Origin of the sequence: Paenibacillus sp. FSL P4-0113 (assembly GCF_038009305.1) — a bacterium.
GTDB classification, from domain to species: Bacteria; Bacillota; Bacilli; order Paenibacillales; family Paenibacillaceae; genus Paenibacillus; species Paenibacillus polymyxa_D.
On the sequence record NZ_JBBPAZ010000001.1, the window covers coordinates 4025001 to 4048521 of the forward strand.

At 48.3% G+C, this 23521-nt stretch carries 12 protein-coding genes, 21 tRNA genes and 6 rRNA genes (1 of these 39 running past the window's edge); 34 read left to right on the plus strand and 5 right to left on the minus strand.

What is annotated here, in order from left to right; all coding sequences use genetic code 11:
• The 24 genes from MKX46_RS17310 to MKX46_RS17425 all read left to right on the plus strand — a co-directional run.
• Positions 1 to 34: ribosomal RNA gene (locus MKX46_RS17310) — 16S ribosomal RNA — on the plus strand; it begins 1522 nt to the left of the window's first position.
• A 403-nt stretch (positions 35 to 437) separates the two neighbouring features.
• A 23S ribosomal RNA gene (locus tag MKX46_RS17315) occupies positions 438 to 3365 on the plus strand.
• A 150-nt stretch (positions 3366 to 3515) separates the two neighbouring features.
• Positions 3516 to 3632: ribosomal RNA gene (gene rrf / locus MKX46_RS17320) — 5S ribosomal RNA — on the plus strand.
• The 16S, 23S and 5S rRNA genes sit together here with 21 tRNA genes alongside, the layout of an rRNA operon.
• A 36-nt stretch (positions 3633 to 3668) precedes the next feature.
• Positions 3669 to 3745 (plus strand) — tRNA-Ile (locus MKX46_RS17325).
• Positions 3746 to 3767: 22 nt separating this feature from the next.
• A tRNA-Ala gene (locus tag MKX46_RS17330) sits at positions 3768 to 3843 on the plus strand.
• Between the two features lie 4 nt (positions 3844 to 3847).
• A tRNA-Asn gene (locus MKX46_RS17335) sits at positions 3848 to 3923 on the plus strand.
• A 35-nt stretch (positions 3924 to 3958) separates the two neighbouring features.
• Positions 3959 to 4032 (plus strand) — tRNA-Met (locus MKX46_RS17340).
• 3 nt (positions 4033 to 4035) lie between these two features.
• Positions 4036 to 4127, plus strand: a tRNA-Ser gene (locus MKX46_RS17345).
• Positions 4128 to 4159: 32 nt separating this feature from the next.
• A tRNA-Glu gene (locus tag MKX46_RS17350) sits at positions 4160 to 4231 on the plus strand.
• Positions 4232 to 4237: 6 nt separating this feature from the next.
• Positions 4238 to 4313 (plus strand) — tRNA-Val (locus tag MKX46_RS17355).
• A 30-nt stretch (positions 4314 to 4343) separates the two neighbouring features.
• Positions 4344 to 4417: transfer RNA gene (locus tag MKX46_RS17360), tRNA-Met, on the plus strand.
• A 25-nt stretch (positions 4418 to 4442) separates the two neighbouring features.
• Positions 4443 to 4519 (plus strand) — tRNA-Asp (locus MKX46_RS17365).
• Between the two features lie 66 nt (positions 4520 to 4585).
• Positions 4586 to 4658: transfer RNA gene (locus MKX46_RS17370), tRNA-Phe, on the plus strand.
• A gap of 26 nt (positions 4659 to 4684) precedes the next feature.
• Positions 4685 to 4760 (plus strand) — tRNA-Thr (locus MKX46_RS17375).
• A gap of 4 nt (positions 4761 to 4764) precedes the next feature.
• Positions 4765 to 4850 (plus strand) — tRNA-Tyr (locus tag MKX46_RS17380).
• A gap of 19 nt (positions 4851 to 4869) precedes the next feature.
• Positions 4870 to 4942, plus strand: a tRNA-His gene (locus MKX46_RS17385).
• 17 nt (positions 4943 to 4959) lie between these two features.
• Positions 4960 to 5034, plus strand: a tRNA-Gln gene (locus MKX46_RS17390).
• 4 nt (positions 5035 to 5038) lie between these two features.
• Positions 5039 to 5114: transfer RNA gene (locus tag MKX46_RS17395), tRNA-Lys, on the plus strand.
• 14 nt (positions 5115 to 5128) lie between these two features.
• A tRNA-Leu gene (locus tag MKX46_RS17400) sits at positions 5129 to 5216 on the plus strand.
• 6 nt (positions 5217 to 5222) lie between these two features.
• Positions 5223 to 5297, plus strand: a tRNA-Gly gene (locus tag MKX46_RS17405).
• Positions 5298 to 5307: 10 nt separating this feature from the next.
• Positions 5308 to 5378: transfer RNA gene (locus MKX46_RS17410), tRNA-Cys, on the plus strand.
• Positions 5379 to 5404: 26 nt separating this feature from the next.
• A tRNA-Arg gene (locus MKX46_RS17415) sits at positions 5405 to 5481 on the plus strand.
• 22 nt (positions 5482 to 5503) lie between these two features.
• Positions 5504 to 5577, plus strand: a tRNA-Pro gene (locus MKX46_RS17420).
• Positions 5578 to 5586: 9 nt separating this feature from the next.
• Positions 5587 to 5657, plus strand: a tRNA-Gly gene (locus tag MKX46_RS17425).
• Positions 5658 to 5859: 202 nt separating this feature from the next.
• Here MKX46_RS17425 and MKX46_RS17430 read toward each other — a convergent pair.
• The 3 genes from MKX46_RS17430 to MKX46_RS17440 all read right to left on the minus strand — a co-directional run bounded on the left by MKX46_RS17430 (position 5860) and on the right by MKX46_RS17440 (position 8201).
• The gene (locus tag MKX46_RS17430; RefSeq protein WP_029516027.1) at positions 5860 to 6963 is read right to left on the minus strand and encodes a PAS domain-containing sensor histidine kinase; all 1104 of its coding nucleotides are present in this window, start codon (positions 6961 to 6963) and stop codon (positions 5860 to 5862) included.
• Positions 6956 to 7609, minus strand: a complete 654-nt coding sequence (locus MKX46_RS17435) for a response regulator (RefSeq protein ID WP_165150863.1) — start codon at positions 7607 to 7609, stop codon at positions 6956 to 6958. Before MKX46_RS17435 ends, MKX46_RS17430 begins: the two co-directional genes overlap by 8 nt.
• Before the next feature lie 142 nt (positions 7610 to 7751).
• Positions 7752 to 8201 carry a GAF domain-containing protein gene (locus MKX46_RS17440; RefSeq protein WP_029516025.1) on the minus strand — a complete coding sequence of 150 codons (450 nt, stop codon included), beginning with the start codon at positions 8199 to 8201 and terminating at the stop codon, positions 7752 to 7754.
• Positions 8202 to 8500: 299 nt separating this feature from the next.
• Here MKX46_RS17440 and MKX46_RS17445 point away from each other — a divergent pair, with 299 nt between their 5' ends.
• The 4 genes from MKX46_RS17445 (at position 8501) to rrf (MKX46_RS17460) (ending at position 14856) form a co-directional block, all read left to right on the plus strand.
• Positions 8501 to 9241 carry a Crp/Fnr family transcriptional regulator gene (locus MKX46_RS17445; RefSeq protein ID WP_029516024.1) on the plus strand — a complete coding sequence of 247 codons (741 nt, stop codon included), beginning with the start codon at positions 8501 to 8503 and terminating at the stop codon, positions 9239 to 9241.
• 576 nt (positions 9242 to 9817) lie between these two features.
• Positions 9818 to 11373, plus strand: a 16S ribosomal RNA gene (locus tag MKX46_RS17450).
• Positions 11374 to 11659: 286 nt separating this feature from the next.
• A 23S ribosomal RNA gene (locus MKX46_RS17455) occupies positions 11660 to 14588 on the plus strand.
• 151 nt (positions 14589 to 14739) lie between these two features.
• Positions 14740 to 14856 (plus strand): 5S ribosomal RNA (gene rrf, locus MKX46_RS17460).
• A 181-nt stretch (positions 14857 to 15037) separates the two neighbouring features.
• Here rrf (MKX46_RS17460) and MKX46_RS17465 read toward each other — a convergent pair.
• On the minus strand, positions 15038 to 15196 hold the full coding sequence (locus MKX46_RS17465) for a hypothetical protein (protein ID WP_165147892.1): 159 nt from the start codon (positions 15194 to 15196) through the stop codon (positions 15038 to 15040).
• Between the two features lie 294 nt (positions 15197 to 15490).
• Between MKX46_RS17465 and MKX46_RS17470 the strand changes: the two genes are divergently transcribed.
• The 5 genes from MKX46_RS17470 (at position 15491) to MKX46_RS17490 (ending at position 21773) form a co-directional block, all read left to right on the plus strand.
• Positions 15491 to 16822, plus strand: a complete 1332-nt coding sequence (locus MKX46_RS17470) for an extracellular solute-binding protein (RefSeq protein ID WP_029514650.1) — start codon at positions 15491 to 15493, stop codon at positions 16820 to 16822.
• 229 nt (positions 16823 to 17051) lie between these two features.
• On the plus strand, positions 17052 to 17942 hold the full coding sequence (locus MKX46_RS17475) for a carbohydrate ABC transporter permease (protein ID WP_341071537.1): 891 nt from the start codon (positions 17052 to 17054) through the stop codon (positions 17940 to 17942).
• Between the two features lie 5 nt (positions 17943 to 17947).
• Positions 17948 to 18781 carry a carbohydrate ABC transporter permease gene (locus MKX46_RS17480; protein WP_069010722.1) on the plus strand — a complete coding sequence of 278 codons (834 nt, stop codon included), beginning with the start codon at positions 17948 to 17950 and terminating at the stop codon, positions 18779 to 18781.
• A 30-nt stretch (positions 18782 to 18811) separates the two neighbouring features.
• On the plus strand, positions 18812 to 20608 hold the full coding sequence (locus tag MKX46_RS17485; RefSeq protein ID WP_341071538.1) for a cache domain-containing sensor histidine kinase: 1797 nt from the start codon (positions 18812 to 18814) through the stop codon (positions 20606 to 20608).
• Positions 20589 to 21773: a response regulator gene (locus tag MKX46_RS17490; RefSeq protein ID WP_029514654.1), complete on the plus strand. Its 1185-nt coding sequence runs from the start codon at positions 20589 to 20591 to the stop codon at positions 21771 to 21773. The genes MKX46_RS17485 and MKX46_RS17490 overlap by 20 nt, the downstream gene beginning before the upstream one ends.
• Positions 21774 to 21845: 72 nt before the next feature.
• Here the strand turns inward: MKX46_RS17490 and MKX46_RS17495 are convergent, their stop codons facing one another.
• Positions 21846 to 22751 (minus strand): LysR family transcriptional regulator, encoded by a 906-nt coding sequence (locus MKX46_RS17495; protein ID WP_029514655.1) that lies wholly within the window; start codon positions 22749 to 22751, stop codon positions 21846 to 21848.
• Positions 22752 to 22911: 160 nt separating this feature from the next.
• On the opposite strand from MKX46_RS17495, the gene MKX46_RS17500 reads away from it, so the two are divergent.
• Entirely contained in the window at positions 22912 to 23502 is a 591-nt protein-coding gene (locus tag MKX46_RS17500; RefSeq protein WP_209949228.1) for a flavin prenyltransferase UbiX, read from the plus strand.
• The last annotated feature ends 19 nt before the right edge of the window (positions 23503 to 23521 follow it).

A 23521-nucleotide genomic window follows, 5' to 3' on the forward strand; every position in this document is an offset into this window, starting at 1 on the left:
CCGTATCGGAAGGTGCGGCTGGATCACCTCCTTTCTATGGAGAATCGTTTCCTGCGATGGAAACATTCAAATTAGCAGGTATAACGTACCTGCGACCGGATATTCATTCCGGTTCATCACGTTCGTGTGAATGAAATGAATATCCTGAACTTACTCACTCGTTGCTCAGTTTTGAGAGCTCAAACTCTCAAGCTTCGACGAATACTTCATTCACACGTTCGTGTGGAACCGAAATATTCATCGGGTTTCGCTTCGATGAAGCGAATTGCACCTTGAAAACTGGATACCGAAACGAAATTGCGTTTTAGAATATTCCTTTAAGCTGATCTTGTGTAAACAAGTGAAATAAAGGTAGCAGGTAAGGAAAGATCTTTTGCCTTTGGCAAAAATCATTCTTTATCGAACATCGACATTTTCTTTTATCAAAGAAAAGTCTAGGTTAAGCTACAAAGAGCACACGGAGGATGCCTAGGCGCCAGGAGCCGACGAAGGACGTGGCGAACAACGATAAGGCCTCGGGGAGCTGTAAGCAAGCTTTGATCCGGGGATGTCCGAATGGGGAAACCCGGCTGTCTTCATCGACAGTCACTTTCTGCTGAATACATAGGCAGAATAGAGGCAGACCAGGGGAACTGAAACATCTAAGTACCCTGAGGAAGAGAAAACAATAGTGATTCCGTCAGTAGCGGCGAGCGAACGCGGATTAGCCCAAACCAAGGAGCTTGCTCCTTGGGGTTGTGGGACGTCTCACATGGAGTTACAAAGGAACCGGTTAGATGAAGAGGTCTGGAAAGGCCCGCCAGAGAAGGTAAAAGCCCTGTAGTTCAAAACTTGTTCTCTCCGAGACGGATCCCGAGTAGTGCGGGGCACGTGAAACCCCGTATGAATCCGGCAGGACCATCTGCCAAGGCTAAATACTCCCTGGCGACCGATAGTGAAGCAGTACCGTGAGGGAAAGGTGAAAAGCACCCCGGAAGGGGAGTGAAATAGATCCTGAAACCGTGTGCTTACAAGAAGTCAGAGCCCGATCTAGGGGTGATGGCGTGCCTTTTGTAGAATGAACCGGCGAGTTACGTTCCCGTGCAAGGTTAAGGTGAAGAGCTGAAGCCGCAGCGAAAGCGAGTCTGAATAGGGCGAATGAGTACGTGGACGTAGACCCGAAACCGGGTGATCTACCCCTGTCCAGGGTGAAGGTGCGGTAACACGCACTGGAGGCCCGAACCCACGCATGTTGAAAAATGCGGGGATGAGGTGGGGGTAGCGGAGAAATTCCAATCGAACCCGGAGATAGCTGGTTCTCCCCGAAATAGCTTTAGGGCTAGCCTCGGAAAGAAGAATCGTGGAGGTAGAGCACTGATTGGGTGCGGGGCCCGCAAGGGTTACCAAGCTCAGTCAAACTCCGAATGCCATAGATTTAGTTCCGGGAGTCAGACAGTGAGTGCTAAGATCCATTGTCGAAAGGGAAACAGCCCAGACCATCAGCTAAGGTCCCCAAGTGTGTGTTAAGTGGGAAAGGATGTGGAGTTGCACAGACAACCAGGATGTTGGCTTAGAAGCAGCCACCATTGAAAGAGTGCGTAATAGCTCACTGGTCGAGTGACTCTGCGCCGAAAATGTAACGGGGCTAAACACACCACCGAAGCTATGGCTTGATGCTTGCATCAGGGGTAGGGGAGCGTTGAATGCGGGTTGAAGGTGTACCGTAAGGAGCGCTGGACTGCATTCAAGTGAGAATGCCGGTATGAGTAACGAAAAGATCTGTGAGAATCAGATCCGCCGAAAGCCTAAGGGTTCCTGAGGAAGGTTCGTCCGCTCAGGGTAAGTCGGGACCTAAGGCGAGGCCGATAGGCGTAGTCGAAGGACAACAGGTCGAAATTCCTGTACCACCGTAATCCGCTATGAGCGATGGGGTGACGCAGTAGGGTAGTGACGCGGACTGATGGATGTCCGTCTAAGCAGTGAGGCTGATGTGTAGGCAAATCCGCATATCGTTAAGGCTGGGCTGTGATGGGGAGCGAAAATTGTAGTAGCGAAGGTCATGATCTCAGACTGCCAAGAAAAGCCTCTAGCCAGGAGAAGGTGCCCGTACCGCAAACCGACACAGGTAGGCGAGAAGAGAATTCTAAGGCGCGCGGAAGAACTCTCGTTAAGGAACTCGGCAAAATGACCCCGTAACTTCGGGAGAAGGGGTGCCTCGGTAGGGTGAATAGCCCGAGGGGGCCGCAGTGAAAAGGCCCAAGCGACTGTTTAGCAAAAACACAGGTCTGTGCGAAGCCGCAAGGCGAAGTATACGGGCTGACGCCTGCCCGGTGCTGGAAGGTTAAGGGGAGTGGTAAGCCCTTCGGGGCGAAGCTATGAACCGAAGCCCCAGTAAACGGCGGCCGTAACTATAACGGTCCTAAGGTAGCGAAATTCCTTGTCAGGTAAATTCTGACCCGCACGAATGGCGTAACGACTTGGGCGCTGTCTCAACGAGAGATCCGGTGAAATTTTAATACCTGTGAAGATGCAGGTTACCCGCGACAAGACGGAAAGACCCCATGGAGCTTTACTGCAGCTTGATATTGAATTTGGGTACGATCTGTACAGGATAGGTGGGAGCCGTAGAACTTTGAGCGCCAGCTTGAAGGGAGGCATCCTTGGGATACCACCCTGATCGTATCTAGGTTCTAACTTGGTACCGTGAACCGGTGCGAGGACAGTGTCAGGTGGGCAGTTTGACTGGGGCGGTCGCCTCCTAAAGAGTAACGGAGGCGCCCCAAGGTTCCCTCAGAATGGTTGGAAATCATTCGAAGAGTGCAAAGGCAGAAGGGAGCTTGACTGCGAGACCTACAAGTCGAGCAGGGACGAAAGTCGGGCTTAGTGATCCGGTGGTACCGCATGGAAGGGCCATCGCTCAACGGATAAAAGCTACCCTGGGGATAACAGGCTTATCTCCCCCAAGAGTCCACATCGACGGGGAGGTTTGGCACCTCGATGTCGGCTCATCGCATCCTGGGGCTGAAGTAGGTCCCAAGGGTTGGGCTGTTCGCCCATTAAAGCGGTACGCGAGCTGGGTTCAGAACGTCGTGAGACAGTTCGGTCCCTATCTGTCGTGGGCGTAGGAAATTTGAGAGGAGCTGTCCTTAGTACGAGAGGACCGGGATGGACGTACCGCTGGTGTACCAGTTGTTCCGCCAGGAGCACCGCTGGGTAGCTATGTACGGAAGGGATAAGCGCTGAAAGCATCTAAGCGTGAAGCCCCCCTCAAGATGAGATTTCCCAGTATGTAAGACCCCTTGAAGACGACGAGGTAGATAGGTTGGGGGTGGAAGTGCAGTAATGCATGGAGCTGACCAATACTAATCGGTCGAGGGCTTATCCTAAGAATAAAACGCAAATGAGTTTCGGATCCAGTTTTCAAGGTGTAACCTTGAAGGTATGTAGAAATACATACGAAATACGCATTGAAATTCATTCACACAGCTGTGATGAACCGAGTTTCAATACGGTAGAATTTGCATATCAAATTCATGTTTGGTGGCGATAGCGGAGGGGTTCCACACGTACCCATCCCGAACACGACCGTTAAGCCCTCCAGCGCCGATGGTACTTGGACCGCAGGGTCCTGGGAGAGTAGGACGTCGCCAAGCGATATCCTTTAGAGGATGATAAATTTTTACATGTTAGGGCCTTTAGCTCAGCTGGTTAGAGCGCACCCCTGATAAGGGTGAGGTCGGTGGTTCGAGTCCACTAAGGCCCACCACTTCTAGAATAACAAAAAGATTGGGGCCATAGCTCAGCTGGGAGAGCGCCTGCCTTGCACGCAGGAGGTCAGCGGTTCGATCCCGCTTGGCTCCACCAATATTCCCTGATAGCTCAGTTGGTAGAGCACTCGACTGTTAATCGAGTTGTCACAGGTTCGAGTCCTGTTCGGGGAGCCATATTTTGAATATTTCTGACTTTTATATATTAAGGTGGCGGCGTAGCTCAGCTGGCTAGAGCGTACGGTTCATACCCGTGAGGTCGGGGGTTCGATCCCCTCTGCCGCTACTCGGAGAGATACCCAAGTGGCTATAAGGGGACCCTCTGCTAAGGGGTTAGACTGCGAAAGTGGTGCGAGGGTTCGAATCCCTCTCTCTCCGCCATAAATTTATTGAGACCAGAACTTATTTTGCAAGGCCCGTTGGTCAAGGGGTTAAGACACCTCCCTTTCACGGAGGTAACAGGGGTTCGAATCCCCTACGGGTCATAATATGGAGGCTTAGCTCAGCTGGGAGAGCATCTGCCTTACAAGCAGAGGGTCGGGGGTTCGATCCCCTCAGCCTCCACCATAAGAAAATTTGAGAAATGCTTTTTAATGTCGCGGGGTGGAGCAGTTCGGTAGCTCGTCGGGCTCATAACCCGAAGGTCGTAGGTTCAAATCCTGCCCCCGCAATTAATTTCCTATTGGAAATGCCTCTGGAACTGTGGTGTAGAGGCCTAACATGCCTGCCTGTCACGCAGGAGATCGCGGGTTCGAATCCCGTCAGTTCCGCCATTTTAGCTTCATATATAATTGGCATATATAGTGCGGATTATATGATGTAGTAATAAAATTTAATATGGCTCGGTAGCTCAGTCGGTAGAGCAGAGGACTGAAAATCCTCGTGTCGGCGGTTCGATTCCGTCCCGAGCCACCTTTCAAGTGGGAAATGAGTAATGTGCCGGTGTAGCTCAACTGGTAGAGCAACTGACTTGTAATCAGTAGGTTGGGGGTTCAAGTCCTCTCGCCGGCACCATTTTGGAGGATTAGCGAAGTGGCCAAACGCATCAGACTGTAAATCTGCTCCCTTACGGGTTCGGTGGTTCGAATCCATCATCCTCCACCAGTCTTTTCATAATCATATGGCGGTCGTGGCGAAGTGGTTAACGCACCGGACTGTGACTCCGGCATTCGTGGGTTCAAGCCCCATCGGCCGCCCTTTATTCTTAATTTATTGGGGATTAGCCAAGCGGTAAGGCAACGGACTTTGACTCCGTCATGCATAGGTTCAAATCCTATATCCCCAGCCATTAAGAGCCATTAGCTCAGTTGGTAGAGCACCTGACTTTTAATCAGGGTGTCGAAGGTTCGAGTCCTTCATGGCTCACCATTTATAATTACTTTGCGGTCGTGGCGGAATTGGCAGACGCGCACGGTTCAGGTCCGTGTGGGCTAACCCCCCGTGGAGGTTCGAGTCCTCTCGACCGCACCATATTTTGCGGACGTGGCTCAGCGGTAGAGCATCGCCTTGCCAAGGCGAGGGTCGCGGGTTCGATTCCCGTCGTCCGCTCCATTATCCATACGGCGCCATAGCCAAGTGGTAAGGCAAAGCTCTGCAAAAGCTTCATCCCCAGTTCAAATCTGGGTGGCGCCTTGACTACTCATTATGGAATTTAATATGCGCCCTTAGCTCAGCTGGATAGAGCGTTTGACTACGAATCAAAAGGCCGGGAGTTCGAATCTCTCAGGGCGCGCCATTTCCTAAAAAATGTATAATGTCGGGATGTAGCTCAGCTTGGTAGAGCACCTGGTTTGGGACCAGGGGGTCGCATGTTCAAATCGTGTCATCCCGATACTGTTTTGCGGGTGTAGTTCAATGGTAGAACTCCAGCCTTCCAAGCTGGTAGCGTGGGTTCGATTCCCATCACCCGCTTTTTGCTATAGCGGATTCTTGTTGCCTCAGTGGTGACACCTTATAAATAAAGAGAGCCTGTCTGGGGACAGAGCTCTCTCTTTTTTTGTATTTATCCTCATGTAATCCACAATGTGTTGATTATCCATAATCTTCGGTATCGGTGTATATCGTTCTGATCATGCAACTGGTATACACCGATAACCGATCTAGTGGACAGTTTTTACACGGGAATGGTCAGCTGGATGGAGGTTCCCTCGTCTGGAGCAGAGGTTATGCTCATAAATCCCCCTACCCCTCTAGCTCGTTCTTCCATACTGAACAATCCAACTCCCTCTCCTTGGGACTTTCCAGAGAATCCAATGCCTTTATCCCGAATCGTCACTTGTATCATTTCATTTTGATCCTCAACGTCGACATATGCCTCTGCTACATCTGCGTATTTGGCTACATTCGTTAATGCCTCTTGTACAATCCGATAAATTGCAATTTCCTTGCGAATATCAACCCGTTTACGTAGATTGCATTGAAAATGCACCTCAATCCCGTAATGAGAACAGAAGTTTTCAATATAGGTTCTTATGGCTGGGACGACACCCAGATCATCCAGAACTGAGGGACGAAGTTCCCACGCTAGACCACGAACATCTTTGATGATGTCGGTCACCTGCGAACGAAGATTCTCCAGAGTAGCACTAGGTTGTTCGGCAAGTTGGCTATCCAATTGGATAATAAGTGAAAATAAGCTTTGCCCTATCCCATCATGCAGCTCTCTTGAAAAGCGTTTACGTTCTTCTTCCTGTATTTGCATGACTTGTGTCATCATAGACTGAAGTTCAGCTTCTACTCTCTTCAGTTTAGTGACCTCATTGCGGATCGCTAAGTACTGATAGGGTTTACCTTCCTCGTCCATAAACGGAACGATCGTAGTATTCACCCAGTAGTAGCTGTTATCTTTAGCACGATTACGTATTTCTCCTTGCCATACCTCACCTGAACGGATCGTAGTCCACAGGTTTTTCATGAAGGCGGGGGTATGATAGCCTGAATTAATGAGACGATGATCCTGACCGATCAACTCTTCACGACTGTATTGCGAAATCTCACAGAACTTGTCGTTTACGTACTGAATAATACCTCGATGATCGGTCAAAGCAACGATGGAAGACGTATCTAGGGCAAATTTCAGATTGGATAATTGGTGGAGTGAGTTACGCAGCGCATGAAGAAAAGGGGATTCTGGTATATAAATTTCCAGATCATTCAGCAGTTTATCGGTTGATTCACCAAAGGCATGCTGCAGTAAAGGGTTAGAAGGTTCATTCATAATGGAGTAGCCCCTTTTTTAGTGCGAATTTGACTAGCTCAGGTCGTGTTTTCAAGTTAAGCTTCTCCATAAGATTGCTTTTATGGGACTCTACGGTTTTGACACTAATCACCAGGTGCTCGGCAATTTCCTTGTTGGCATATCCTTTGGCTACCCAGGATAGAATCTCTTTTTCCCGCTCAGACAAGGATTCATAGGGTCCGGCTATGCCTTCCTGTTTGATTTTGTCCAGATATTCACTCATCAGTCGTTTGGTTGCATTCGGGTACAAATAGGCACTACCTTCGGCCACAGACTGGATGGCAGCGAGTAACTCCTCGTGAGGTGCGCTTTTTAAAATATATCCGGATGCTCCAGCTTGAATGGCTCGGAACAGATATTCTTCATCGTCATGCATCGTTAAAATAAGGACTTCTGTATCGGGCAGCTGTTTTTTTAATTCAGTGGTTGCTGTGAGACCATCTTTTCCAGGTGGCATGCTAAAATCCATGAGCACAACATGAGGTTGTAGCTCCAATGCCTTGCGGATTGCCTCATCCCCGTCTGCTGCATCTCCTACTACCTTAATACCGTTTTTGCCGTCCAATAGGGCCATGAGGCCAGAACGTACGACAACGTGATCATCCACTACTAGTATACGAATCAATTTGTCATCCCCTCGAACGGTAAAAAACCGTACGTTTTGTCATAATCATAGCAAATTTTAGGGATTTCAATCAACAAAGATAGTTAGGGACAGCTACATCAAGTATCTGATGAGGATCATTATCTATAGAAACATTGTTGAGCTATGGAGTGAGAGGGTAAGCACATAGTTGGCTAAGGCGTTGAGCTACTTGAGTAGCCTCGGCTATATCAGACTCTGTGAACATCCTCACATCACGATTACCAAGAAGCAGCACACCGTTGGGCAGATCTCCTGTGCTGGAAAAGGGAATGGCAACAGCAGAGTGAAGCTGCTCGGCCAGCATTAGTGCACATTCCTGACGCAGACGTATACTACCTGATAGCAAAGCACTTACAGTTACGGTACGCCCCAAGCGAACAGCCATACCGGCAATACCATGGCCAATCTTAAAAGAAATAAGGCGATAGCGATTGCTTCGGCTACCAGAGGCGTAATACCAATGCAACTTACCACCTGACTTGGACATAAATGCAAGGGCAGTGAGATCACCATAAATAGTATCTCTCAACTGGTTCAGTTCTTTTCGCATTTCATCCGTTATTTGTAGCATAGAAGACACATCCTTTTTCATAACCAAACTATATCTCTAGTTCATTGTAGTTTCGACAGTTGCAAAAGTAGATCGGGGAACCCCCTGATCTATAGGCGCAGGAAACACTGACTTTTCATCTGGTCGGATAAGGAGTAGGGAAATGGTCGATAAATGGGGCGTTAGCTTACTTCAGAAGTGATATTTATCACAGCAAATCAGGGAGTAGGAAGGTATAAAATCAGGTGTTCTCCCGATAACAACCCAGGCGTTAAAACATTATGATATAGATATCAGGTAAACACGAGGAGGACGCTAACATGCAAGCCACTTGTATGGAACGGTTTGGGGACGAAGCGGAACGCACGGGAATTCAGATTTATTTGACAGATGAGCATTTTGATCTGCTAAAAGATATTATGTCCTGGAAGAAGGTAAAGGCAGGCGTTATGCTTTTCCGAGAGGGCGATGATGCAGAGCAGCTTTATTATATACATTCAGGTCATGTCAAACTTCGTAAATCGACAGAAGATGGTAAAGAACTGATTCTGACCATTCAGCATCAAGGCGACTTAATTGGGGAATTTAGCGGGATAGATGGAGAAGAGTATAGTTGCACTGCGGAAACAGCTGATGTGTGTGAGTTAGGCGTCGTGCTTGTTAAGGATCTGGAGTCGCTCTTGTCCAAAAATGGGGAAATGGCACTTCAGTTCATCCAGTGGATGGCGATGAAGCAACGCATTATGCAATCGCGTTTTCGGGACTTACTGTTGTATGGTAAAACTGGAGCGTTAGCGTCTACATTGATCCGTGCTAGCAATACATGTGGCGTGGCTGTGAAGGATGGCATTTTACTAAATATGAAGCTAAGTCACTCCGAATTAGGTGAGATGATTGGAGCGACGCGCGAGAGTGTGAACCGGATGCTGAGCGCGCTGAAAGAGCAGGGAACCCTAGATACAAGGGATGGAAAGATTGTCATTCACGATCTCAAGGTATTACGTGGCATGTGCTGCTGTCCTTCGTACGGCCAATGTGCCCATGAAATTTGTCGCCTCTAATATATGAATACCATTAGGCGGGGTCCAAGAGACTTCGCCTTGCCGCAGGTCTTATAGCAATCTAGCACATGGGGTACGAACAACATAGATTACCAAATAACTAATTAACGTCGTATAGCGGCTAATTAGCAATAAAGTATATATATTAAATGGAACTGAATGCATGATATTTTATGCACCAACCGTTTTGAAGTAACAGTGGAGCTAATTCTAATAATGGTTGAATAAAAGGAGGAAGAAATCCCATATTTTAAAAAAAAGGATATTTTTACAAGTTGCTTTCTCTGGCCGAAAATGATATATTATTTTAGCTGACAACAAAACAGCAGTTTCAAAAGCGAAAAACTTGGGTGAAATGATCTTTTTTAAAAAAAATAGCCCTTGCATTTTTGAAACGAACATGATATGATCTTATAGCTGCTGAAAAACGCAGCGAAAGAAAAATGTTTGATCTTTGAAAACTGAACAACGAGTGAGTAAAACGATTTTGTTCGCAAAATCAAACAAGAGATATTTTATCTCGTCAGTTTCAACATGAGCTTATCGCTCTTTCTATAAACCAGCTTCGGTTGGTCTTTAATGGAGAGTTTGATCCTGGCTCAGGACGAACGCTGGCGGCGTGCCTAATACATGCAAGTCGAGCGGGGTTATTTAGAAGCTTGCTTCTAAATAACCTAGCGGCGGACGGGTGAGTAACACGTAGGCAACCTGCCCACAAGACAGGGATAACTACCGGAAACGGTAGCTAATACCCGATACATCCTTTTCCTGCATGGGAGAGGGAGGAAAGACGGAGCAATCTGTCACTTGTGGATGGGCCTGCGGCGCATTAGCTAGTTGGTGGGGTAAAGGCCTACCAAGGCGACGATGCGTAGCCGACCTGAGAGGGTGATCGGCCACACTGGGACTGAGACACGGCCCAGACTCCTACGGGAGGCAGCAGTAGGGAATCTTCCGCAATGGGCGAAAGCCTGACGGAGCAACGCCGCGTGAGTGATGAAGGTTTTCGGATCGTAAAGCTCTGTTGCCAGGGAAGAACGTCTTGTAGAGTAACTGCTACAAGAGTGACGGTACCTGAGAAGAAAGCCCCGGCTAACTACGTGCCAGCAGCCGCGGTAATACGTAGGGGGCAAGCGTTGTCCGGAATTATTGGGCGTAAAGCGCGCGCAGGCGGCTCTTTAAGTCTGGTGTTTAATCCCGAGGCTCAACTTCGGGTCGCACTGGAAACTGGGGAGCTTGAGTGCAGAAGAGGAGAGTGGAATTCCACGTGTAGCGGTGAAATGCGTAGAGATGTGGAGGAACACCAGTGGCGAAGGCGACTCTCTGGGCTGTAACTGACGCTGAGGCGCGAAAGCGTGGGGAGCAAACAGGATTAGATACCCTGGTAGTCCACGCCGTAAACGATGAATGCTAGGTGTTAGGGGTTTCGATACCCTTGGTGCCGAAGTTAACACATTAAGCATTCCGCCTGGGGAGTACGGTCGCAAGACTGAAACTCAAAGGAATTGACGGGGACCCGCACAAGCAGTGGAGTATGTGGTTTAATTCGAAGCAACGCGAAGAACCTTACCAGGTCTTGACATCCCTCTGACCGCTGTAGAGATATGGCTTTCCTTCGGGACAGAGGAGACAGGTGGTGCATGGTTGTCGTCAGCTCGTGTCGTGAGATGTTGGGTTAAGTCCCGCAACGAGCGCAACCCTTATGCTTAGTTGCCAGCAGGTCAAGCTGGGCACTCTAAGCAGACTGCCGGTGACAAACCGGAGGAAGGTGGGGATGACGTCAAATCATCATGCCCCTTATGACCTGGGCTACACACGTACTACAATGGCCGGTACAACGGGAAGCGAAGCCGCGAGGTGGAGCCAATCCTAGAAAAGCCGGTCTCAGTTCGGATTGTAGGCTGCAACTCGCCTACATGAAGTCGGAATTGCTAGTAATCGCGGATCAGCATGCCGCGGTGAATACGTTCCCGGGTCTTGTACACACCGCCCGTCACACCACGAGAGTTTACAACACCCGAAGTCGGTGGGGTAACCCGCAAGGGAGCCAGCCGCCGAAGGTGGGGTAGATGATTGGGGTGAAGTCGTAACAAGGTAGCCGTATCGGAAGGTGCGGCTGGATCACCTCCTTTCTATGGAGAATCGTTTCCTGCGATGGAAACATTCAAATATGAAGCGTAAGCTTCAAAAACTACTCACTCGTTGCTCAGTTTTGAGAGCTCAAACTCTCAAAAAAAGCTGGTTGTTTACAGCTTTGCACCTTGAAAACTGGATACCGAAACGAAATTGCGTTTTAGAATATTCCTTTAAGCTGATCTTGTGTAAACAAGTGAAATAAAGGTAGCTGCCTTGAATTTCATTCACACGTAAGTGTTGAACCGAAATTCAAAGCAAATCGTATTTACGATGTAAATACTAGGTTAAGCTACAAAGAGCACACGGAGGATGCCTAGGCGCCAGGAGCCGACGAAGGACGTGGCGAACAACGATAAGGCCTCGGGGAGCTGTAAGCAAGCTTTGATCCGGGGATGTCCGAATGGGGAAACCCGGCTGTCTTCATCGACAGTCACTTTCTGCTGAATACATAGGCAGAATAGAGGCAGACCAGGGGAACTGAAACATCTAAGTACCCTGAGGAAGAGAAAACAATAGTGATTCCGTCAGTAGCGGCGAGCGAACGCGGATTAGCCCAAACCAAGGAGCTTGCTCCTTGGGGTTGTGGGACGTCTCACATGGAGTTACAAAGGAACCGGTTAGATGAAGAGGTCTGGAAAGGCCCGCCAGAGAAGGTAAAAGCCCTGTAGTTCAAAACTTGTTCTCTCCGAGACGGATCCCGAGTAGTGCGGGGCACGTGAAACCCCGTATGAATCCGGCAGGACCATCTGCCAAGGCTAAATACTCCCTGGCGACCGATAGTGAAGCAGTACCGTGAGGGAAAGGTGAAAAGCACCCCGGAAGGGGAGTGAAATAGATCCTGAAACCGTGTGCTTACAAGAAGTCAGAGCCCGATCTATGGGTGATGGCGTGCCTTTTGTAGAATGAACCGGCGAGTTACGTTCCCGTGCAAGGTTAAGGTGAAGAGCTGAAGCCGCAGCGAAAGCGAGTCTGAATAGGGCGACTTGAGTACGTGGACGTAGACCCGAAACCGGGTGATCTACCCCTGTCCAGGGTGAAGGTGCGGTAACACGCACTGGAGGCCCGAACCCACGCATGTTGAAAAATGCGGGGATGAGGTGGGGGTAGCGGAGAAATTCCAATCGAACCCGGAGATAGCTGGTTCTCCCCGAAATAGCTTTAGGGCTAGCCTCGGAAAGAAGAATCGTGGAGGTAGAGCACTGATTGGGTGCGGGGCCCGCAAGGGTTACCAAGCTCAGTCAAACTCCGAATGCCATAGATTTAGTTCCGGGAGTCAGACAGTGAGTGCTAAGATCCATTGTCGAAAGGGAAACAGCCCAGACCATCAGCTAAGGTCCCCAAGTGTGTGTTAAGTGGGAAAGGATGTGGAGTTGCACAGACAACCAGGATGTTGGCTTAGAAGCAGCCACCATTGAAAGAGTGCGTAATAGCTCACTGGTCGAGTGACTCTGCGCCGAAAATGTAACGGGGCTAAACACACCACCGAAGCTATGGCTTGATGCTTGCATCAGGGGTAGGGGAGCGTTGAATGCGGGTTGAAGGTGTACCGTAAGGAGCGCTGGACTGCATTCAAGTGAGAATGCCGGTATGAGTAACGAAAAGATCTGTGAGAATCAGATCCGCCGAAAGCCTAAGGGTTCCTGAGGAAGGTTCGTCCGCTCAGGGTAAGTCGGGACCTAAGGCGAGGCCGATAGGCGTAGTCGAAGGACAACAGGTCGAAATTCCTGTACCACCGTAATCCGCTATGAGCGATGGGGTGACGCAGTAGGGTAGTGACGCGGACTGATGGATGTCCGTCTAAGCAGTGAGGCTGATGTGTAGGCAAATCCGCATATCGTTAAGGCTGGGCTGTGATGGGGAGCGAAAATTGTAGTAGCGAAGGTCATGATCTCAGACTGCCAAGAAAAGCCTCTAGCCAGGAGAAGGTGCCCGTACCGCAAACCGACACAGGTAGGCGAGAAGAGAATTCTAAGGCGCGCGGAAGAACTCTCGTTAAGGAACTCGGCAAAATGACCCCGTAACTTCGGGAGAAGGGGTGCCTCGGTAGGGTGAATAGCCCGAGGGGGCCGCAGTGAAAAGGCCCAAGCGACTGTTTAGCAAAAACACAGGTCTGTGCGAAGCCGCAAGGCGAAGTATACGGGCTGACGCCTGCCCGGTGCTGGAAGGTTAAGGGGAGTGGTAAGCCCTTCGGGGCGAAGCTATGAACCGAAGCCCCAGTAAACGGCGGCCGTAACTATAACGGTCCTAAGGTAGCGAAATTCCTTGTCAGGTAAATTCTGACCCGCACGAATGGCGTAACGACTTGGGCGCTGTCTCAACGAGAGATCCGGTGAAATTTTAATACCTGTGAAGATGCAGGTTACCCGCGACAAGACGGAAAGACCCCATGGAGCTTTACTGCAGCTTGATATTGAATTTGGGTACGATCTGTACAGGATAGGTGGGAGCCGTAGAACTTTGAGCGCCAGCTTGAAGGGAGGCATCCTTGGGATACCACCCTGATCGTATCTAGGTTCTAACTTGGTACCGTGAACCGGTGCGAGGACAGTGTCAGGTGGGCAGTTTGACTGGGGCGGTCGCCTCCTAAAGAGTAACGGAGGCGCCCCAAGGTTCCCTCAGAATGGTTGGAAATCATTCGAAGAGTGCAAAGGCAGAAGGGAGCTTGACTGCGAGACCTACAAGTCGAGCAGGGACGAAAGTCGGGCTTAGTGATCCGGTGGTACCGCATGGAAGGGCCATCGCTCAACGGATAAAAGCTACCCTGGGGATAACAGGCTTATCTCCCCCAAGAGTCCACATCGACGGGGAGGTTTGGCACCTCGATGTCGGCTCATCGCATCCTGGGGCTGAAGTAGGTCCCAAGGGTTGGGCTGTTCGCCCATTAAAGCGGTACGCGAGCTGGGTTCAGAACGTCGTGAGACAGTTCGGTCCCTATCTGTCGTGGGCGTAGGAAATTTGAGAGGAGCTGTCCTTAGTACGAGAGGACCGGGATGGACGTACCGCTGGTGTACCAGTTGTTCCGCCAGGAGCACCGCTGGGTAGCTATGTACGGAAGGGATAAGCGCTGAAAGCATCTAAGCGTGAAGCCCCCCTCAAGATGAGATTTCCCAGTATGTAAGACCCCTTGAAGACGACGAGGTAGATAGGTTGGGGGTGGAAGTGCAGTAATGCATGGAGCTGACCAATACTAATCGGTCGAGGGCTTATCCTAAAGATAAAGCGCAATGAGTTTCGGATCCAGTTTTCAGGGTGTAACCTTGAAGGTATGTACAAGTGACATACGACAAGCGCATGGCTATTCATTCACACGATAAGTGATGAAGCGAATAGCCGTACGGAAGAATTTGCGTAGCAAATTCATGTTTGGTGGCGATAGCGGAGGGGTTCCACACGTACCCATCCCGAACACGACCGTTAAGCCCTCCAGCGCCGATGGTACTTGGACCGCAGGGTCCTGGGAGAGTAGGACGTCGCCAAGCACGATAAAAGAGAGCACAGCCCGTTAAGGCTGTGCTCTTTTTCCTATAACCGATTTATTTATCATTCACCTGAAAGATCACCATTATGGATTCGGTCAAAAGTTTTATGGTATCTTGGTTGTCCTTTATATAGTGGTGCCTAGTCAGCATTTTTAACTGAGGACAGTATTAACTGGGGCAGTTAATCTATTTCAACCTGTTCTGTCTGAAGGACACTCAAGGCTTGAAGTTTACGGGTAATTTCTTTTTGCCACTTGGTATCTCCGACTTGTACGGCAAGATTGAGAAGGTCCAAATAATCATCAATATGCAGGGAGGTTTTACTGAAAGTTTCTTTCACTGCGGTCCTGCCTCCTTTAAAGTCTATGTGTATTTATCATTTAATAATGATAATCATTATCAAATGATGATCTTATTCATATTATGCCTGTGTTCTAGATAAATTGCAAGTTATGATATGAATGAATTTTGAAGCACGCAAATGAGGGCTTGAAAAAACAAACCCTTCTCCTTAAGTTCACGCATTGTTCACGTCTTTTCTATGGAACATAATGAAAAGAACAAGCGGGCATTGAGTGTCCACCAATAAGGAGGGCAAATTGCGCAATGCTTCAACAAGAGGAGGAAAAAGACCATGAGCAGAACAAAAATGAAAGCGTTTGCTATTATGATGGCGAGCGCCTTGGCATTGACGCTGGCAGCTTGTAATAACGGACAAAGCGCAAGTCCGGGAAATTCAGGAGAACCGAGCAAAGGCACCGCAACGAAAGATGTTACGATTACCTTTCAGAACATCAATCCTGATCCGAGCACCCCTTCGTACAAAATGATTAAGCAAATTGTAGGTCAATACGAGCAGGATCATCCTCATGTCAAAATTGAATTGGATTCGCTAAATACAGATCAACAAAAGCTTAAGCTGAAAACACAGGCAGCGGCGAAGGAAGTGCCTGATATCACGATTGTAAACCCTGCTGCACAGATGAAGCCATTCGTAGATGCCGGGCTGCTAGCTCCATTAAACGATGTGGCTGATAAAGAGGGGTTAAAAGATACGTTCCAGAATGGACTTCTTAATTACTATAGCTTCGATGATAAGCTCTACGCTTTTCCGGACGGCAACAATATAGAAGTGGTGTTTTACAATAAGGAACTGTTCAAGCAGGCGGGAATCCAGAAGTTGCCGACCACCTTTGACGAGCTGATTACGACGGTCAAAACGCTGAAGGCGAAGGGAATTACTCCGATTGCCATTGGGGAAAAGGATTCATGGACGGGGTCCCTCCTTTTTATGAACATTTTGTTGCGTACGAATGAAGGACCGAATTTTCTCAATGATGTACTGGACGGCAAAAAGACGTTTAACGACCCGGCTTTTGTGGAAGCGGTGGATGCATTTCAGGAATTGGTGCAGGCAGGAGCTTTCCCGGATGGAGCTACGTCTATTGACTACAATGCAGGTGGTAATATTTTTAAAACAGGAAAAGCCGCGATGTATATCATGGGTACGTGGGAAACGGGGTCAATTGATGCTTCTTCGGTAGCGGGTAAGGTAGGAGCGTTTCAATTCCCTACGGTGAATGGCAAGGGTGATGTGAATGAGTACGTAATTGCGCCGGGCAGCGCATTTGCGGTATCTGCGAACAGTGAACATTTACAGGAGACGAAGGATTTTCTGCATTATTTTATTAAGGAGATGCCCAAAATTCAGTTTGATCTGAAAAATGCGATTGGCAGTGGTCAGAAAATGAAAGGGGACCTGAAGGAAGCGGGCTACTCCGAGTTAGCAATTAGTCTTAATGAGCTGTTCAAGAATGTAAAAGGGGGCGATCTCGCCTTTGATAATACGATGAATCCGGCTATTGCGCAGGCGCATCTGAGTAGCATTCAAAACCTGTTCGTACAAAAAGAAGACTCCGCACAAGTTGCCAAGGAACATCAAAACACTTTTGAAGCGAATAAATAAGTGAGGATTTTACAAAAATCCAGTAAGCGACTTCCGATGAACAGTATTATAGATCGAAATGGCCTAGTTCATCTAGATATTGCACTTTGGAATGACTGGAATGGAATTTTGCAAAATCCCGAAGTAGCAGGCACTAGGGAGGGGGCGGAATGCTTCTTCCCTGATCGGAAATCATGTAGGTTGTACATCCTCAGAAGATGTTCAGAATCAACATAAAGGAGATTAGAGCATGAATGTACTGAAGGTGCCAGCACGTACCATTGCCGTTTTCGTGCTACCCTGCCTGTTGCTGTATACCTGTATGGTATTTGTTCCGATTCTGGTGTCGGTGTATTGCGGATTGCTGGATTGGAACGGAATCGCCGAGGCAAAGTTTGTGGGGGTGGCTAATTTTGAGCGGATTTTCACATCAGATTCAGTGTTCTGGCCGTCCGTGAAACGGACTATGATGTTCGCTGTGTTTTCCATGCTGGAAATTCCGTTCTGTCTGCTGCTGGCGATCTTGCTTAATCGCTATGTGCGTAAGGCCAATACGCTGGTAACGATGTATTTTCTGCCGGTTATTCTGTCGGTGGTCATTATCGGGCAGCTGTGGAAGACGATCTATAATCCAGCCTCGATGGGTGGAATGCTGAACGGTATTTTGCTGGCGACTGGGCTGGAAAGCTGGACACGCTCATGGCTGACGGAACCGCTGATCGCGATGTACGCCCTCTATTTTGTATCGTTATGGCAGTATTTTGGCTATCATTTGCTTATCCAGTTTACCGGGGTACAAAATATACCGAATGAGCTGTACGAAGCAGCCAAAATTGATGGAGCTGAAGGATTCAAAGCAGACCGCTATATTACGCTGCCGCTCATTGTACCTATTTTCAAGATATCAATTGTATTAGCATTTATCGGCTCCCTGCAATCGTTTGATTTGATTTGGGTGATGACGGGTGGAGGACCAGCCCATGCGACGGATACAGTATCTACGTATATGTACAATATGTCCTTTTTATCGATGAAATACGGATATGGCAGCGCATTGGCTTCAATTCTCGTAGTGATTTGCTTGTCATTTACAATTGTGATAAATTTTGTTTTCAAACGAATCGAAAATAAGGTAAGCTAAAGGAGATGGAACTGTTGAATGTCTTGAAGAAAACGGGAGTCTTTTCCTTATTGGCAATCTTAATGGTCACGCAGCTGTATCCACTCTTTTGGCTTCTGACCTATTCGTTGAAGACAAATGAAGAGATATTGAGCTCAAGCTTCTTTGCACTCCCTCAAGTGCCTCAGTGGCACAACTATCAGGAAGCCTATGAATCAGGGAGCTACTTGCGTTATTTAGGAAACAGTGTGCTGGTAACCGGGGTTACGATGATTTTCGTCATTTTATTAAGCTCGATGACTGCTTATGCGATTACACGTTTTCGTTGGCGCTTCGGGGCTGTTGTGCTGACCATGTTTCTGATCGGGATGATGATCCCGATGCAAGCTACACTACTGCCGCTGATGGTGATGTTTAAAAATGTCCATATTCTGAATACGTATTTCTCATTGATTTTACCCTACATTGCTTTTCAGACACCGATTGCGGTCTTCATCCTATCCGGCTTTATGCGGTCCATTCCCCACGAAATTGAAGAGTCCGCTTACATTGACGGAGCGAGCATTTATCGTATTTTCCGCAGTGTAATCTTACCCATCTCGATTCCGCCTACCATGACGGTATGTATTTTAACTTTCATTAATATCTGGAATGAATACATTATGGCTGCCACCTTTATCTCGTCCGAGAAGCTCAAAACTCTCCCTTTCGGCGTATATACGTTCGTCAGCCAGTATTCTGTGAACTACGGTAATATTGGCGCTTTTCTAGTCATGGGTGCCTTACCGGTCATTATTATTTATTTTGTTCTGTCCGAAAATATCACCAAGGGCATGGTTGCGGGAGCGGTTAAAGGATAGGCGGCCGATGCGAAAGGAGCGCAGAGAGGTATGATGCGCCGTTTTCAATCCATTCAATACCGCTTGTTTGTTCTGTTCCTATTAAGCATGTCGGGCATTGTGCTGGCGGTCAGTCTATTATTTTACAACCGTACTACGGTGCAGTTCCATGATAAGGTCAGCGAGCTGGCGCGTAAAAATGTATCCCAGACGGCAGGACTGTTCGAATTGCTGCTCGGCAGCTATAATAGTCTCTCCAAATCAATCAGCAACAATATGGATTTGGTTCGTCTGTTGACGACGGATAGTATTGATTTACCTGCTGTCAATTACATCAACGAACGTACGATTACGAATATTCTGGGGGCTATCTATTATTCGCGTGAAGATCTGATTGGCATCCATGTCATCACAGACACAGGCAAGGTATATAACTATGGCAATTATATGAATGTCATTGATACTCATTACGAACAGACGGAATGGTATAAGGAAATTCGAAAGTCGGCGGGAAAAATTGCATGGCTGGGCGTGTATCCTCACTCTGTCATTGATCAGGTGGAAACCAGACCCGTATTTGCGTTTGGACGGCAGCTCTATGATTTGGATGAGCACAAGCCGATTGGTATTGTCTTGTTTGAGGCTGAGCCGGGTTCTGTTTTGTCGGCTCTCCACAATTTGCGGTTAGGTACCAATAGTCAGGTATATCTGCTGGGTCATGAAAATCGAATTGTGTCGGCCACTTCCCCTGATCCGCCACCGGATTTGCGAAATCTAGAGCAGCAGGTGCCAGAGGGGGAAGTTATTGTAAATCGAAGTAATGAGAATGTTGTAATCGCTTCCAAGTTGCCGTTTGCCGACTGGTCTGTGATTAGTGTGACACCTAGTAAGGATCTGAACGTGGAGCTGGTGCAAAATCAAAGGTACCTATTTATCGTGGCACCTATACTTATTATTGTGTCGGCGTTAATTGCGTCCATCGTCTCCAGAAGCATTTCCCTTCCGCTCAAGCGAGTCATTCGGGAGATGAAGCGAGTAGAGACAGGGAATTTCCGCCATACGGTAAACACCAAATCCTATGAAGAAATCAATCAGTTAGCTACTTCCTTTAACCATATGGTAAGACGAATTGCAGAGCTAATCGAGCTGGTGCGTATATCATCGGTCAGTGAAAAAAATGCGGAGCTACACGCGCTACAGACGCAGGTCAATCCACATTTTCTGTATAATACGCTGGATATGATCTATTGGATGCTGGACGAAGAGGGGCAGGATCAGCTCGGAGAGGTGATTCTCTCCTTATCCCATATGTTCCGTTACAGTAGCCATTGGGAAGAGGGGGCTGATGTAAGCCTTCGTGAAGAAGTGGAGCAGGTTGGCCACTATCTCACCATTATTCAAGCTCGGCTGGAGGGCAGGGTATCTGTAGACATTAGCATTAATGAACGATGGATGGATATCCGCTTGCCAAAAATGACCTTACAGCCCTTGATTGAAAATGCGGTGAAGCACGGACTGGAGCCTCTTCATGCGAATACAGGTGGCAAGCTGCTCGTCAGAGCGGAGGAATATGAGGGTGTATTGAGCCTGCACATCATCGACAACGGTGCAGGGATGGAGTACGAACGATGGGAGGTGGTCCAGGTCGCTTTGGCAGAACCCGGCAAACAGGCGGGCAGCGGGCAGGCGGGAGGCATCGGCCTGCAAAACCTAAATTTACGGCTACGGCACATGTTCGGAGAAGAGTACGGCCTACGGATCTCTAGCGCACCTGGGGCCGGAACAACAGCCACTGTAAGTGTGCCTCTGCCACAGAAGGAGGAGAAACATGAATATTCTGATAGCTGACGATGAAAGTATGATACGGCAGGGGATTCGGCGTACCATTGGCCAAGCTCTACCCACCTGCGGCATTCATCTCGCTGCTTCCACCGAGGAAGCAGCAGGCATTCTGGCGGAGCATCCTGTAGATATTGTATTAACTGATATCCTGATGCCTGGCATGGATGGTCTGGAATTCATGCGTATTTCTAAGCGAAAGCATCCTCATCTGCAGTGGGTTGTCATTTCGGCCCATTCCGACTTCCATTATGCACAAAGAGCAGTAAAGCTGGGTGCCAAAGACTACCTGTTAAAGCCGATTGGTAAAAGAAAGCTGCTGGAATGCATTGAAATGTTGGCAGCCGAGGCGCTTGTAGCCTCGCAGCAGGCGAACGAGGGTAGGCTTCTCAAATCCAATATGGTTTATTTGCGTGAGGCCGTTTTCCAGCGCTATGCCCTTGGATTGGATACTGGTAAGCTGGATATACAGCCTTTTGTCGAAAATTATCCGGAATTCCATCTCTTCATGGTTCGCATGGAACCTGATCACAAGCAGACACATCTGGAGCATTTTATGATTGAAAATGTACTGTCCGAACTCGTTGAGGCAGGGGGCAGCGGCTTTGTCGTTAGTCTAGACCGCCATAGTCTGCTGGGTATTGCAAGGCTAAGGAGTGAGGCAGAGGCCGCACGGCTAGAGACGTTGCTCGAATCCCATTTGAAGCGTTATGTGAAGGTGCCCCTACAAATTACACGTTCGGGTGTTCATCACAATTTTGCTTCCATACCTGAAGAGGTGGCGCGGCTAAGACGTACGCCAGAGGAGATTGCAGCCGCAGCAACGGATACAGGAGAATGTCTCCGCAAAGGCATGCATACGGTAGATGTGGCGTTGCAATACATTCGGGCTCACTTTACAGAGGAGCTGTCACTTGAAAAAGTGGCCTCAATTGTATTTTTAAATCCGGTGTATTTTAGCCAGTTATTTAAGCAAAAGACGGGACAAGGCTATAAGGATTACGTCATTTCCTTGCGTATGGAGGAGGCGAAGCGGTTGCTCAGTGATCCTCATTTGCGGCTGGCTGATATTTCAGAGCGGATCGGCTATCAGGATATGCGGCATTTTACACAGGTATTCCGGCGCAAATGTGGAATGACTCCAACCGAGTATCGACATCAGGGAGTCAAGTAAGGCGATATCAACGACCGAATGAAGGAAGTTTATCCAGCATCAGACTGTTTCAGGAGTAGAGCGGTAGAGCATCTACTCGGGAACAGTCTTTTTTGTGTTTTCAGCTTGTAGCAGTTCAACCAATTTGCGAGCTGCATTGGATAAATAACGATCCTTGCGCCATACGACGGCAGGCCGTGTGAAGGGGAACGGCTCCTTAATGGAGAGTGTGCGAAATCTGTCCCCGTATTCTTGTCCCAAGCCAGCGTCTGGAATGATGGTAATTCCCATGCCTGTGGAAACGAGCGAGAGAATGGTCGATATTTCAGGACAGTCCAGTACGACACGCGGAACAAGATGGTGTTCCTGAAATTTGCGTATGACGGTTTCGTATAGTCCGTGTCCCTCTGTTCGGCGTCCCAGCAAGAGGTCATAGTTGGCAGCTTCTTGTAACGTAATTTCCCCACTGGGATGACGATCTGCCCATTCAGACGGAAGTACGGCAACAAAGGAAACGCCCTCCAACTCAATTGAATGGTACGATTTGTCATCTACCGGAAGCAGCAACAGGGCCAGATCCACTTTATTTTGGTGCAGCAGCTCTTCCAGATGATGTGTGTCTCCGTGTCCTATTTTAATGTATACCTCTGGATAATCCTGATGAAAGCGGCTGAGTTGTTCAGTAATCAGAGACATACAGGCGGATGACGTGCCTATAGCAAGTGTGCCGGTTACTTTGTTTTCAAACTCCCCAATTTCTCTACAGGTGTCCTCCATTTCAGCCAATAATCGTTTGGCGCGTGTATACAGTGTATACCCGGCCTCGGTAACTTCCCACTTCTTTCCTTCACGGTAAATCAGCTTTACGCCAAGCTCGTCCTCCATATTTTTGAGTTGTTGACTCAGTGGAGGCTGGGCCATGTTGAGCGTTCTGGCAGCCTTGGTGATTTGCCCATCCTCCACGATGACACAAAAGTAATGCAGATGCTTCATATCCATTGGGATTCCTCCTTATTTCTAAACAACGCTTCAATTTGGATACTTTTAAAGTATGTATTACATATATTATATATATTTTTCGTGTGCAGGGAACAGGCGTATAATTTTTGACAGTAATGCATGGGTGAACATAAAACGATGGAGTGGAAGGAGGGGACATATGAAAAAAATGATTGTAGGAATATCGGGAGCGACAGGGTCGATCTTTGGTATCCGTATATTGCAACAATTACGAGAGGCTGGAGTTCAAAGCCATCTGGTACTATCCCCGTGGGCTATTGCGAACATTCCCTATGAGACAGGCTATACGGTGAAGGAAGTGGAGGCAATGGCGGATGCAGTCTACTCGTATAAGGATCAGGCTGCGCGTATTTCCAGCGGCTCCTTTCGGGTAGACGGTATGGTCGTCGCTCCTTGCAGCATGAAGACTCTTGCCTCTATTCGTATCGGTATGGCGGACAACCTGCTCACCCGATCAGCGGATGTGATGCTGAAGGAGCGAAAGAAGCTACTGCTCATGACCAGGGAAACACCATTAAGCAGTATCCATCTGGAAAATATGCTGGAGCTGTCACGTATAGGCGTGATGATCCTGCCGCCGATGCCTGCCTTTTATAATCATCCTGCAAGTATCGAGGAATTGGTAGATCATATTGTTTTTCGCGTATTAGATCAGTTCGGTATCGTCACAACCGCAGCCAAACGATGGGATGGAATGAAGCAAACTGACTCCAGACTGCACCAGAATTGAGAAATCGAAAGACGAAGGA